Origin of the sequence: Streptomyces sp. NPDC096152 (assembly GCF_044763235.1) — a bacterium.
Classification (GTDB): domain Bacteria; phylum Actinomycetota; class Actinomycetes; order Streptomycetales; family Streptomycetaceae; genus Streptomyces.
This window is the reverse complement of sequence record NZ_JBIWFW010000003.1, coordinates 95,598-108,324: the sequence shown is the minus strand read 5'-3', so window position 1 is coordinate 108,324 and position 12,727 is coordinate 95,598. Positions and strand designations below refer to the sequence as shown.

The 12,727-nt window shown below is 61.5% G+C and carries 12 protein-coding genes and 3 pseudogenes; 7 read left to right on the top strand and 8 right to left on the bottom strand.

Annotated features, from left to right (window positions below):
- Positions 1-85: 85 nt before the first annotated feature.
- The 5 genes and pseudogenes from ACIQ9G_RS10725 to ACIQ9G_RS10705 all read left to right on the top strand — a co-directional run.
- Positions 86-1,224, top strand: a pseudogene (locus ACIQ9G_RS10725) (IS3 family transposase).
- A 473-nt stretch (positions 1,225-1,697) separates the two neighbouring features.
- The gene (locus ACIQ9G_RS10720; protein WP_403608136.1) at positions 1,698-1,931 is read left to right on the top strand and encodes a hypothetical protein; all 234 of its coding nucleotides are present in this window, start codon (positions 1,698-1,700) and stop codon (positions 1,929-1,931) included.
- Between the two features lie 44 nt (positions 1,932-1,975).
- The gene (locus ACIQ9G_RS10715; protein ID WP_403608134.1) at positions 1,976-2,200 is read left to right on the top strand and encodes a hypothetical protein; all 225 of its coding nucleotides are present in this window, start codon (positions 1,976-1,978) and stop codon (positions 2,198-2,200) included.
- A gap of 265 nt (positions 2,201-2,465) precedes the next feature.
- Positions 2,466-3,140, top strand: coding sequence for a hypothetical protein (locus ACIQ9G_RS10710; RefSeq protein WP_403608132.1), 675 nt, complete (start codon positions 2,466-2,468; stop codon positions 3,138-3,140).
- A 1,171-nt stretch (positions 3,141-4,311) separates the two neighbouring features.
- A pseudogene (locus ACIQ9G_RS10705) lies at positions 4,312-4,359 on the top strand (hypothetical protein); the annotation flags it as partial.
- A gap of 62 nt (positions 4,360-4,421) precedes the next feature.
- On the opposite strand, the gene ACIQ9G_RS10700 reads toward ACIQ9G_RS10705, so the two are convergent.
- Complete coding sequence (locus tag ACIQ9G_RS10700) at positions 4,422-4,958, bottom strand: hypothetical protein (RefSeq protein WP_403608131.1); 537 nt, start codon at positions 4,956-4,958, stop codon at positions 4,422-4,424.
- Positions 4,959-5,361: 403 nt separating this feature from the next.
- Between ACIQ9G_RS10700 and ACIQ9G_RS10695 the strand changes: the two are divergent.
- Together ACIQ9G_RS10695 and ACIQ9G_RS10690 are read left to right on the top strand one after the other, a co-directional pair.
- Positions 5,362-5,550 (top strand): annotated as a pseudogene (locus tag ACIQ9G_RS10695) (HNH endonuclease); the annotation flags it as partial.
- A 30-nt stretch (positions 5,551-5,580) separates the two neighbouring features.
- Positions 5,581-5,949: a hypothetical protein gene (locus ACIQ9G_RS10690; RefSeq protein ID WP_403608848.1), complete on the top strand. Its 369-nt coding sequence runs from the start codon at positions 5,581-5,583 to the stop codon at positions 5,947-5,949.
- A gap of 211 nt (positions 5,950-6,160) precedes the next feature.
- Here the strand turns inward: ACIQ9G_RS10690 and ACIQ9G_RS10685 are convergent, their stop codons facing one another.
- From ACIQ9G_RS10685 to ACIQ9G_RS10655, 7 genes are all read right to left on the bottom strand, one after another.
- Positions 6,161-6,916, bottom strand: a complete 756-nt coding sequence (locus ACIQ9G_RS10685; protein WP_403608129.1) for a HEPN domain-containing protein — start codon at positions 6,914-6,916, stop codon at positions 6,161-6,163.
- A gap of 2 nt (positions 6,917-6,918) precedes the next feature.
- Positions 6,919-8,010 (bottom strand): DUF262 domain-containing protein, encoded by a 1,092-nt coding sequence (locus ACIQ9G_RS10680; RefSeq protein ID WP_403608127.1) that lies wholly within the window; start codon positions 8,008-8,010, stop codon positions 6,919-6,921.
- A 265-nt stretch (positions 8,011-8,275) separates the two neighbouring features.
- Positions 8,276-8,437, bottom strand: coding sequence for a hypothetical protein (locus tag ACIQ9G_RS10675; RefSeq protein WP_403608125.1), 162 nt, complete (start codon positions 8,435-8,437; stop codon positions 8,276-8,278).
- 897 nt (positions 8,438-9,334) lie between these two features.
- Positions 9,335-9,874, bottom strand: a complete 540-nt coding sequence (locus ACIQ9G_RS10670; RefSeq protein ID WP_403608123.1) for a restriction endonuclease — start codon at positions 9,872-9,874, stop codon at positions 9,335-9,337.
- Positions 9,871-10,617 (bottom strand): hypothetical protein, encoded by a 747-nt coding sequence (locus ACIQ9G_RS10665; RefSeq protein WP_403608121.1) that lies wholly within the window; start codon positions 10,615-10,617, stop codon positions 9,871-9,873. The genes ACIQ9G_RS10670 and ACIQ9G_RS10665 overlap by 4 nt, the downstream gene beginning before the upstream one ends.
- A gap of 408 nt (positions 10,618-11,025) precedes the next feature.
- The gene (locus tag ACIQ9G_RS10660) at positions 11,026-11,895 is read right to left on the bottom strand and encodes a nucleotidyltransferase (RefSeq protein ID WP_403608119.1); all 870 of its coding nucleotides are present in this window, start codon (positions 11,893-11,895) and stop codon (positions 11,026-11,028) included.
- Positions 11,896-11,897: 2 nt separating this feature from the next.
- Positions 11,898-12,434 carry an SLATT domain-containing protein gene (locus tag ACIQ9G_RS10655; RefSeq protein ID WP_403608117.1) on the bottom strand — a complete coding sequence of 179 codons (537 nt, stop codon included), beginning with the start codon at positions 12,432-12,434 and terminating at the stop codon, positions 11,898-11,900.
- Positions 12,435-12,727: the final 293 nt, after the last annotated feature.

The window sequence follows — 12,727 nt, the reverse complement described above, 5'->3', positions numbered from 1 at the left end:
GGGTTGGGTGACACCTTGACCTGCCCCACCTCTCAGGTTCCAGTTTTGATGGCTAACTGACGGCCTTCACGAAAGGCTGCCGGACATGCCCCGCGCCTATCCCGCTGAGTTCCGCGCCCGCGCCATCGCCTTGGTGCGGGCAGGAAAAGAACAGAAGCAGACCGCCGTTGACCTCGGCATCCATTTGCGCCAGGACGACATCGACAACGGCCGGCGCCCTGGCAGGGTCTCGGAGGAGTCCGCAGAGCTGCGTGCAGCGCAGCGACGAATCCGCGAGCTGGAAACCGAGCTCGAGATCGTCCGCAAGGCCGCCAGGTTCCTCGGCGAGGACAAGGCGGCCCCAAAAGGCTCTACCCCGTGATCGACCGTCTCGTCGATGCCGGGGCACCGGGCGGCCGATGCTGCCGGATCCTCGGGGTCGCCCGGCAGAACTACTACAAACACAAGCGCACCCCGACCACACCGCGGCAGCTGCGACAGGAGTGGCTGACCGGGCTGATCCGGGAGATCCACGTCGCCTCACGCGGCACCTACGGCTACCGCCGCGTCCACGCCGAGCTCACCCTGGGCATGGGTATCCAGGTGTGCTCGAGGACCGTGTCGGTGCTGATGACACAGGCCGGGATCTACGGACTGCCCGGGCCGGTGCGGATCAAGCGCCTGCGGGGTGTCGTCACCGCCGATGACCTGGTCAACCGGAAGTTCCATCGGCTGCGTCCCAACGAGCTGTGGGTCACCGACATCACGCAACACCGCACCAGAGAAGGGTGGGTGTACTGCGCGGCGGTCCTGGACGCGTTCAGCCGCAAGATCGTGGGCTGGTCGATCGACTCCAGACAGGACTCCACCCTCGTGGTCAACGCGTTAGACATGGCCCTCCGCAACCGGCGCCCCGAACCAGGCGGGATAGTGCACGCCGATCACGGCACCCAGTTCACCTCCTGGGTCTTCGGGGAAAGGATCCGCTCCGCCGGGCTCCTGCCATCGTTCGGCACGGTCGGAGACGGCCTGGACAACGCGATGATGGAGTCGTTCTGGTCCTCGATGCAGATCGAGCTGCTGAACCGCAAACGGTGGAAGACCCGGGTCGAGTTGGCGAACGCGATCTTCGAGTACATCGAGGTCTTCCACAACCGACAGCGGCGCCACTCAGCACTGGGCTATCGCACCCCGATCGAGTACGAACTACTCTCCGAACAAGACACCATCCCCGCCGTCAGTTAGTCACCGCAGCTGGAACCCAAACCGTGGGGCAGGTCACGCTGTCACCCGATCCTGCAGCAGTCCCTTCCTTCCTGAGGCCCAAGGGCTGGGTATGCGACTCGCTAGCGTCCCGCGCAGTGTCCGGCATCGACTCCCTTGGTACGGCAGGATGCACTGGTGTTGCCGTCAAAGACTGCAGTCAGACCGGCGGTCTCCATGTCTTCTCACCCTGGGTCTTGCCGGGGATCTTGGGGGAGCTGGGTTTTTGCTGTTCAGGGGCGGGGGGCTCGTGCGCCTGGTGGTCGTCGTTGGTCGTCATTGGCCACTGTCGAGCGACCTCGGACGGCCCAGGGACGGCCCGAGCTTCTCCCAGGATTCACCGCCCCCGGCGTGATCCCCCACGACTTACCTTCCCCCCTCGTTGCGTGCCACGACCACGTCGCCGGCAGCATCGTCGATGGACCAATAAATCGAACACATGCTTGAATCTGGCCATGCGATCGTTCCCCGGCGACCTCGCCCAGGCGCAGCAGGAGTGGAGTGCCACCTACCGACTGCTCGCCGAGCGGCCCGGCCGTACCGAGTTGCGCCGGCGTCTGCACCGGCTGTCCAATCAGCTGTACTTCCATCCCCACTGGCAGCAACGGCGTCCAAGCCCCGCAGCATGGTCGGAACTGCGTGACCTGGGACGGCCAGACGGACACAAGCGCGAGCGGCCTCACCCATGACGCGCTGGAATGCGGGGCCGCATGGCCCAGAGGATTCTGAAGGCATGTCCGGCCCGATCCGTGTGATCGTTCATCCGCCGTCACCCACAGGAGGCCGACGGGTGCGCGTGGACGGCGAGATCCTCGGCCTGGCCCACAACGTGGCCGACGTCGCCGAGTTCCTGCGCCGAACCGGGCTGGAGATCGACCCGGCGGAGGTGGCGGAGTCCCCGTGGATCGACTGGCACGCGGTGGGGCCTGAACGCTGGGGCCCGGAGACGAGCAACTGACGCCCTCCCCAGCCAAGACAGCCGCCCGATCTGGTGCGCTTGTGGTGCGGGGGTTCCGTACCGCAGGCCGGGCATCCGCCCATGCACGCTCGCCATGGTGTTCCGCTCCTACGATGCGGCAACCACCGTTTGGCGTTGGCGCTGTCGATTCTGACCGTGCTGGTCGTGAGTTCGTCCTTCCGTCTCGCAGATAGGCGTGTCCTCTTGGTATCTACTCCCATACGCTGTGGCTCACGGCACGCCGCCGTCATGGCCAGGGGGGAGCATGATGGAGCAGCTTCGGAAGCTCGTTGTCCGCTACGGCGATTGCGAACAGAAGCCCGTGCGCTTCCGTCCAGAAACGTGGCGCTCGCGGTTGGAGTCGCACGGAGCAGCGCACGTTCTAGATATCGGCGTTGGATGTGGGAGCGGGTCGGACGGTGACCGCCTCATCGGCCGGGGCGACCTGGCCCATCTTCGTGACCGCGTTGCTGACGATGATCCCGACAGCCTGCGTGATCTGTTCGTGGCCGTCATGATCTGGGGCTCGGGCACCACGAACGGACGTGGGCCGCGGTACACGGAAGCTGCTCTGTCCGACGCGCGCATGCCCACTGTCCTCCGGTCCACGCGCGAAGCGGTCCGAGACGGCGACCTGATCGAGGCCTACCGGCAGTTCGCCCTCAAGGGGGTGGGGCGGTCCTTCTTCACCAAGTGGTTCGCGGCCGTGGACGATCGCGACGCCCCATGCGACCGGGCCTTGATCCTCGACGACCGGGTCTTCAGTTCGCTCAACGCCCTGGGGTGGATCAGTTGGAAGGCGGCCGGCACACGCCACTGGCCCACCCGATACGCCGCCTACGTCAGCTCCATGCACGGCTGGGCCTCGTCTTTGGGAGTGACGGCGGACTGGCTTGAGTGGCTTCTCTTCCATCTGAACGGTCGCGTAGATGAGCCCTGAGCTTGGGAAGCTGAGGTGATCCAGGGCTCGCTGTGGCGATGACCTGCGACGGAAGGTTATCAGCGTCTCGCGAGCCAGTTCCATGGTTGCCTGCGGATCCCCGTGGTTCCCCGCAGAATCTGGCACGCGTATGGCACGACCTCTTCGTCACGACCCCGCCCCGGCTGCCTTCGGCGGCCGGGGCTCTTCCTAGTTTCAAGAGTCGCTGACGAACTCCGCTACTGCTGCCTTCAGACTGGTAGCGCTTGACCGCGACAGCAGCTCCGCTGACGGCAGCTCCGCCGACCACCGCGCCCACAGCCGCGCCCTTCGTGAACGCGGCCTTCTCAATGGCACTGATGAGCTTGTCGACGCCTCCCACGCTCTTCGCCAGCGTCGTGATTTCCTGATACCTGCGTAGGTTCCCCATCACTCCCCCGATTTCACGGAGAGCGTCTCGACGTTGGAGACGCCCTCGCGGGCCTTTAGCTCTTCCATGTACGCCTGCATGCTCTTCGGCCCGTGGCCACCGCGGAGACGTACTCCTTATCGTTCTCGGTCCAGCGGACTTGGTAGCTCTGTAAACCAGGCGTGAGCCTACGCCTCGCGGATGTTCGCGAGGGCTCGATCGCGGCCGTTGACCTCGACGCCCTGCTCCTTCGCCCACGCCTCGACCTGCCGGACGGGGACGACCTGAAATCGGGCGGGATCGCTCACGCGCGCCCCGGTACCGCCATTGCCGCCATACGGGCGGCGCGCAGCCGGAGGCCGACACCGCGCTCCCGCGGAATCCGCTATCACCGGGGCCTGCTCCAACCATGGTGCGCTGCCTTGCCGCCCTCGCCTTCTTCTTTTTCCCGCTCGCTAGTTCCGCGCCGGCGCATGCTGCCGAGACCGTGCTCCTCGCGGAGGCCGTGGCCAGCCTGCAGCCGGCCGTCGAGCCCCGCGACGACTACAGCCGCAACGCCTTCCGCCACCGGCTGCCGTCTGACCGGCGGGCGCTGGTGGTCGTACTACGACGCCACATGGGTCACTTCCGCGTCCGGCTTGGACATCGCGCACATGGTGCCGCTCGCGGAGGCGTGGGACAGCGGGCGCCTTCGCCTGGAACTCGGCCCGCCGGGAGGCCTACGCCAACGAGCAGGGTGCGCCCGCAAGCGTCCCGGTCCGAAAGGGCGAGAGGGGCTATGCACCGTGGCTCGACGCAGACGGGGATGGCGTTGGCTGTGAGTGGGGGTGAATCCTGGTTTGCTTGAAGATGCCCCGAGTTGAGTGGCAAGCCTGTGGCGGTTGTGGTCGGGGCTACTTGACGTCGCCCGAGAAGATCGCGGTTTGGTACTCGATGGCCTCGGGCGTGACCTTGATCTGCACCTTGTGCGCGTCCTTCGGGAGAGGGCAGGCGTCCTTCCAGGTGGTGTCCTCCCCCGGGTCCACGTAGCTTTTCGCCCCCCCCGCCGACCCCGCCGCTTCGAGTCCCTGGGTCCTGTCGTAGACAGGCTCGCCGTCGGCGCAGGAGAGGGAGAACCGGGTGAGGTCCATTATCTCGCTGGCGCCGTTGTGCACGGTCACCTTGAAGGCGACGAACGGCTGCGGCTTGACAGAGGCGTACTCGCTCGTGACGCCCCGAGTGAAGTCGGAAAGGGTGGCGGTCGTACCGTCGGGCCACTTGGCCCTGTGGCCCAGGGCGACGGTCAGGGTGCCGCTGTCCTTGGTCTGCTCGTTGCCCTTGGCGTTGCCGTCGGTCTCCTTGGATGCGGTGCCCGCGCCGTGGCCGCAGGCGGTCACCGAGCCCAGGACTGCCACGAGTAGGAGGGACAGGCACACGGTACGCGTCTGCATACGGGTCTCTTTCCCTGTGGTGGGGGCTACTTGACTTCACCGTAGAAGATGGCGGTGGGCATGCGTCGGCGCTCAGGTACGACGAGATCGCGTAGTTCTTTCCTCTGACCATCGCTCACGACGGCGTCACTACCCTCCCGCCTCAGCCGGGAAGCACGTTCTGGGGCCTCAGCCGACGAAGTCATCCACGACGGCGAGGGCGCCGACCGATGAGCCGCGCGCGTGTCTCGCTGCACCCCCTTGCTCAGCCACGCTATCGGGCCTGTCGTCGACCGCAGCAAGTCGCGACGGCCGGGGCCGTGACGACGGCGTGGTGGCCATCAGAGTCCGCCTCCCCGGGGCAACGTGGATGTCAGTGGCTGGCTCTTGCTGATCACATTTTGTCCTAGCTAGGGTCGTCGGCATGGCTCAGGACCGACCAGACATTCCAACGGCTCTCAAGAGGGCTGTACTTGTTGAATCAGGCCACCGGTGTGCGATCCCCACGTGCAGACAAACCCCAGTGGAACTAGCACACATTACGCCGTGGTCAAAGGTTAAGGAGCACACTTTCGAGAACCTGATCGCTCTGTGCCCGACGTGCCATACGCGCTTTGATCGAGGCGAGATGGATCGCAAGTCGATGCTGCAGTACAAGCAGAACCTTGAGGTGCTGAACGGCCGCTACACCGACGTTGAGCGCCAGATTCTTAAGATCTACGCCCGAGTGCTGGGGGACATTGCGAAGGGGGTCAGTGATGGTGCGCCATCAGTGATCAGCATGTTGCAGGCCACGTTGAAGGGGAACAGCACGTTCGGCCTTGCCGACATCGCGATCCATCGGGGCATGGTGTGGCTTGTCACAAACCTTGTTGACGACGGAATCGTTGAAGTGCTCAAACAGGTGCCCGACTGGGGAGAGTCGCCAGTCGATAAGCCAGACGGTGTTGTGGTGCTCACGCCTAAGGGGTTGGGTCTCATTGAGCGCATGATCGCCGCAGAACCCATCTAGTCAGCCTTGGAGTTACGAGTACATACGTCCCTAGCCTCTTGTCAGGAAGCCACCGCTCTAGGAGAGAGGCGGGGTGATCTGCGGGCTCATCTGCGGCATCGTCGGCCAAGGCAGCGAGCGGCTACTCGACCGCAGGGCACCGGTGTTGACCGTGGCTGACTCCTGCATCTGGCACGGTTGTGGCACGAACCTCCCTACGTTGCCACAGCACTTAGAGCGCCCACGCTCCTGGAATTCTCCCAACGGATCGCACGTAAGCGTGAACATGCTCCTTCAGCACGTGATATATCGCAGACGCGAGATGCCTTGTGAAGTGAACATCGAATCTGATCTCTGCCGGAGAGGAGGGGATGCGTGCACCGCTGTGGGCGACAACGTTTCGCAAGCCGACGAGTTCTCTAAGCCGCTCCTGCAGGTCTCCAACCGCTATGCCCGCAAGTTCTGGACTAGCGGGGGGTTCATATCTCGCATCGAAGTATTTCGCAATCTCAGCCCATGGTTTTGCCACGCCGACAAGCTTCATCAAGTCAGCAACCGTGTCAGGGCCAGGATTCCCGCCGGTTTCGATTGCTTTGCCCGCGTTGATTCGCCCTTGGACGATGTCCTGGGCGACAGCCAGTCCATCCCTGAGTCTATCGGCCGGACTGCGTGGCCTCCCAAATCTTTTAGCCTGTAAAGCGGCCGTCATGTTCTTGGAGATTAGGAGCACCTGTAGTTGCTCCGGGAGATCCCAAAGAAGCAGGTTTGGATCTGCTTCCTGATGCTGCTCCAACGCATATGTGGCGACGTCTTTCACGAACTCTTCAAATCGCGCACAAAGGAGCACGACTGCGCCCGCGAGAATGGGCCCTGGAGTCGGCCGCTGAGACAAGTACGAGAACGCCGGATGGCGTAGCGTAATGGACTCGGCAAGATTCAATAGCTCTTCGACGTCATCGAGTTGTGTGGTGAATTTTTGGGTAGGCATCGCTACCTCGCGACGCTTTCAATCATCTCCACGACACTGCTAACTCTGAAGTTCAGCGAGTGCGCGGTGGTCACTTTCAGTGAGTTCGTGAACTCCTTGCTTGAGAAAAGCTTGCGCATCCCGAGTCGAATTTCGTGCGCATGTCGAAAGATCAGGCCGCGCGAAAATTCATTAACAGCCAACATTTGCGCATCATAAAGCGGGACGGAAAACCTAGGATCAGACTTTCCGGATTCCGGGCGCCAGCGCCTAAATGCCTCGTCATCAAAGGCGTCTAGGCACTTCTCCAGTGACTTTACAAATGACGTGTGATACTTTTCGAGCTCTGATGGCGAGGATTCATTCTTCCTCCGTAGAAAGTCCGTGAACATGCGTTGGGAAATTGCGAAATCGCGACCCCTCTCCTCGGATAGGACAAAATATCGGAGCACCAATTCTGCGTCGCGAAGATTGCCAGTTGAGTTCGGCCCTGCGCCGATTGCTTGTCGAAAGTCTGGCAGGCGGGAGAGTTCGACTGTGAGTGTATTGAACGGTCCCTGGTGCGTAGCATTCCGCAGTTCCTGGGTGGTTAGGGCTGTCCCTCCGGTGTTAAGGCGAGAGAAGACTTCCGCCTGCACGTGGGTGCTCGATGCTGAACTGATGATCACCGCTCGCATTGTGGACATGCGGAGATGCCTCTGCATTCGAATCGGCAAATCCTCAAAATGGGTTTCATTCGCCGAGATGAGGTCGGTGAGGCCGGTGAGTGCGTACTCCCCTCGCAGGTAGGAAATTGCGGCGCGCAGTCGTTGCGCTCCATCAAGTACTGAATATTGGTAGGTTTCTGGATTCTCGGAAAAAAAGAGGGGCGGGACGGGCAAGTCCAGGAGGAGTGATTCGATGAACTGTGACTTCTGCATCTGACTCCAAACCATAGGGCGAGCGAAAGCCGGAATAACCAACTCTCCTTGCTCGAAAAGCCTTGCGAGTGACTCAATGTTGAAGTCCATGGCGTGAGTTCGGATGTCGGATCGAAGGGCTTCCCAATCATCCTGAATGGCTTCACTAACGGTTTCCTTGTCCTGGTTTTTGCCTTGCATCAAAATCCCCTCCATCGTTGATTTCTGCAGGATGCGCTGACTGTCAGTGCCCGGGAGCAAGTGCTGCGTCGCCCCCTGGTGGACTTCGACTGCAGGAGCCTTCTCGCTGCCTTCCTACGTGCTGTGCCGTCACTCCATGCGTAGTACCCCACGAACCTACAGCGGCTTGCGCATTGCAGGGTTACGTGCCGCATCAGCGGCGTGGACCGTTACGACGTGCCGAGCGGCCGGTTCTCACGGTGGCGGAGGTCTTCGCTGTGGCCGACTCGATAGCGCCGCGCTATCGGCTGCTCGTGCTCCCGGTGGTCTTCACCTGCTCCAGGTAGTGCGTGACCGCGTCGAGGAGTGCGGCTGGGAAGGAGACGGGGCGCACGCCGGCCGCGGACTTCGGCGCCTTGTCGAAGAGCCAGCCGGCCTGCAGCTCGGCCTGAGCGCGGCGCACGGTGACGGTCAGCCCTTCCAGGTCGATGGCCCAGCGCCGCAGGGGCGCCAGCTCCCCGAATCGCAGGGAGTTCGCCGCTCCTGGCCGTGAGGGTCACTTCTTTGTCGGGCTGCAGGGCGGGCAGTTGCTGCGGAGCAACTTCCGCGACGACTGGGGCAAGGCCCGGAAGGCTGCGGGCGTCTCAGCTGAGCTGCACTTCCACGATCTTCGGCACACGGGCAACACCGTGGCCTCGACGGCGGGGCCAGTACGCGGGAGCTGATGACGCGGATGGGGCACAGCAGCTCCCGGGCCGCGTGATCTACCAGCACATGACCAGCGACCGTGACCGGACCATCGCCGATCGTCTCGGAGCCATGATTTGTAAGGGTGGGGGAGAGGCTTCCGCCTTGGGGATGTGGACTACGGGTGGACTAGATGGCACGCGTGTGGCACGACCCCGGACACGACGAAGGGCCAGCGCGGGAGGCAACCCCTCGCGCCCCCCGGCAGGATTCGAACCTGCGACACCCGCTTTAGGAACTCGGTCTGACCGCCTGTCCACCCATGCTGCGCGGGGCGGCCGTGGCCGTGTCAGACCGCACCGCCACCTGGACCAGTCCGCCGGCTTCACGCCTTCGCCTTGAACACGGCTGGGAATCACGGTGCTTGTGCCCCAGCCGACGACAGTCCGCCACGATGGTGGGTGCGCCGACCGAGCAGGCACGCGTATGCCTCGCTCCGCACCCACCGGCCGCAGCCACGCTGCTATGCCGTCGACCGGAGCAAGCTCTGCCGGCCGGGCCGTAGGGCACCTGGGCTGCATTTGGCCTCGGCGTGTGTGGACATCCATCGCATTGACGAGGTGCTTGACAGGGGAACCAAACGCCCTGCCTGTAGGCGGCCTTAGGGACCCAATTACGCAAGAGTCATCGTTCCTGCGGCATGTAGGTCGAGAAATCTGCGATGAAGGAGGTTGACTAGGTCTGAGATCGTTTGCAGGCTCCTGAGATCCTTAGTCGTAATCAGGAGAATCTTGATTCCTTCGGCTAGCGACTGACCGGCCTGGTGAAGCGCGGCCGTCCGTTCGACGGGATCTCCGGTCACGCCTTGAGCCGCTACAAGGACCCCGAGGCTGCATCCGCGATGGCGGATTTTGGTGGCGAAGTAGGCCACGGCCATGGAGTCAACTGGCTTGCTCCAGTTTTTACATTCGACCAAAAAGATTTCTGGCAACATCCGTAGGCCGTTCATCTCTCGGTAGTTACTTACAGAGAGATCGACTTCCTCAGACTTAAACTCGTTCAGGCTATTGCGTTGCACTTGGCAACCAGAAATGCGACTCATGGCATGGTCGAGTGCATCCTCGTAGGACCGTCCGCGCATCGCCGTTGTGTTTGCCATATCCTCGGCGGTATCGAGAAGCCGCGTCAGTGTCACAACATGAAGGTCGGTCATGACCCCTGCCGATGCATCAACTCGTTCCGAAGCGTGATGATCGTGTCACTGAGCGAGTCCTGCTCGGTCATGTCGATCAATTCTGAAGCAGAAAATGCCCAGACAGGATAGGGACTATGGAATTGCGCTTTATAGTGCGGGTTTTCTAGACTATGGTAGACGATGAGCCCAAACTTAACCGAACGGAATCCAAGTGTGCTCGTTAATTTTTCTGCCGCGAGCTGGAGAGTTTTCCTGTCGATTCTAGCCGCAATCTTGCATTGCACCAGGATGGGCCCACCCAGGATCTCACTGGCGTGATCAATCCAAGCAGCGACATCAGATCCCCCGTCGGTTTGCGAAGACGAGGATTCGGCGCCTGCAGATGACAGAATACTCTGCACGAGGCGCTCGTATTCGCGACTCAATTCGCCAAGGTTTGATCTCCAGTTGCTAGGCTCCAGAGAAAGGGCTTCGAGTTGGGCACGCAAGCGTTTTGACGTTCCCCTCTCAGATTTCAACCTGTGGCTTATTTCCCGGCTGGATGGTCTGCGGGAGTCGAGCGCCGAAGCGAAAATGTGAAGGTGGTGCGCGATGGCTTCAGTGTTTTCTAGACCTACGTCCACCCTCTGAAGCCCTGCAATAGCAAGAGGGAGTCGCCTGTTTGGTGCAGCGATGATCAAGACAGGCAGCTCACGGCCGAGGGCAACACCGATCTCAAGGTAGATGGCCGGCGGCTCATCTCGCCCCGTTCCGTCCAGCACTGCACAAAGGAAGTCGACATCGGCAGTGTCCTCCGTGAGCCAATCCGTACGGAGGTCTTTACTACGTACAAACTCGATCCCTGCGATGGCGAGGGCCTCGGGGACTGTGTCTGAGGCGTACTCACTTGAGGACAGTAGGCATCTCACAGCGGCACAGTACTGGGTTGCAGCTCCGATCGCTCCACTTCTGGCTGTACGGGCCCCGCACGGCATGGACGGCGGCTGCTAGGGGCCGGTGCCCGGGTGTGTACGCCGTCCACAACCAAGTCAGGGCCTGCATGGAAGACCAACTAGCTCAAGAGCCGGAAGATCATTCGGGGCCGCCATGCCATCTCCAGAGCAACGGGTCGTAGCCGCTGTACATTCGTGCAGCCGTCGCCTCGGGCTGGCATTGCGCTGCAACCGCGGTTAGCGGGCAGGGAACCTTCCACCGAACAGCAAATCAAGGTAGCGAAATGCGGTATCAATGTCCCCAGAGTTGGTGGCGTTCAAAGCCTTCCTGGCTCTAGTCGCAGCAGTAGAAAGCTTTGATAGGGCATCTTCAGCCTTAGCAGTGGTGGAGCATGCGTAGAACTTGCCGGAGGCTCCCTTTGGGTCTTGCATTGAAGCGAGCCCGATGCTTTTCAGGTGCTCTAGGTATAGACAAACATCCATCGTGGGGTCAAAAAGGGAGTCTCTGGACAGATATTTTGCGGCCCTCATCTCCAGGTAGAAAGAGGAGATCGGAACACGGTTGTAGTACTTCCAGGCTTTTGCGAGGCGGGCGAGCTTCTTCGCACCTCCTGCAATTTTTGCCTCTGCGTTTACCTCCGTTACATACTTCAAGTGTGCTGTGGGTGCCGAGTCGATCCATCCTGTTGATGGCCCAGGAATGTCGTAAACAGATACATCAGCCGGTCCGCGGCTAGTAATAAATCCGGGAATCACCTCCCAGGTCTCGTCCCCGTTGGCAAATTCGATGACGACTGCCGGACGGCTAGTGCGGACTACTGTATAGGGGAAGCTGGCTGCCAGTGCGTTACGGACCCAGGACAGGGCCGTGTCTGAACTGCCTGGCCTAGCTCCTTTGAGGCTGACTAGTAGGTCCACGTCTGCGTGATTGCGCACGCCTGTTCCATGCGTAAACGAGCCCGTTTCCCGAAAGAGGCTCACGGATAGAGCATTTCGCAGCGACGTTTCGACGCTGGCTCGATGCCTGGCTGTCGCCGCTCGCTGGGATTGCAGAGGGATGAGCCTGTCCAAGAAGATCGAGAATCCTTGCGCGACAGACAGTGCCATTGTTACTCCTCGGGTGATTCCGTTCCATCCACTGTGTAAGTTTGACCGCCGGAATTGATGTTCTTTTGAGCTCTTTTGTAAGACCGTCTATTGGGTGGCTCGGCCGTCTTGTTTTGTTCGTCGCGGCGCGCGGTCAACTCCACAAGGAGGGCTCTCGCCTCTTCGATTGATAGATAAGGTAGGTCTATCTCTCGCGTTTGGCGGGCTGCTGTTTGGATTTCCAAGTATGCGTTCGCTGCTGCAGCGGCCTGATTCATTCGATGTGATGCATTGACTGTTGTAAGGGTGGCGCCAAATCCTGCTGAGGCAAGCGCTATGATTCCTGCGGCTACTCGACCTCCCGTATTTACTAGTGCAGCAGTCCCTGCGATGGCGGCGAGTAGGCTCGCAGGTAGCCCCAAAATAAGGTTTACCCCTCTCCATTGTTTTGTTTGCTCAAACTGCATTTGTGAGCTATACATGGCGCTCTCTTCGAGGCGCTTTAGTTCCGTCTCGATAGATTTTTTGCGCCGTGCCTCTCGAGTGCTTTCTTCTGTCACCAGAAGACAATAACTTGCCTTTGAGTCCCAAAGGAAGCAGTATGTTAAGGTCGACGAATTGTGAATAAATTGACAGTTTGGTTACTTTATTCATAATTAGGGCTGGTTAGCCACGTGCCGCGAGCCTACTGCGCCAGCCGCAGAGGGTCTCTCGTCCGTACTGGCTTGGAGTCGCTGGCGTGGCGGGGGGTGGGGGGGGCCCGCGGGGCGCCGAGCGGGGGGGCCCCCACCCCCCCCCCCCCCCCCGCCCGGGGGGGGGGGGGTTAGACAGAGGGGGGGGTTTGTAAAAGAAG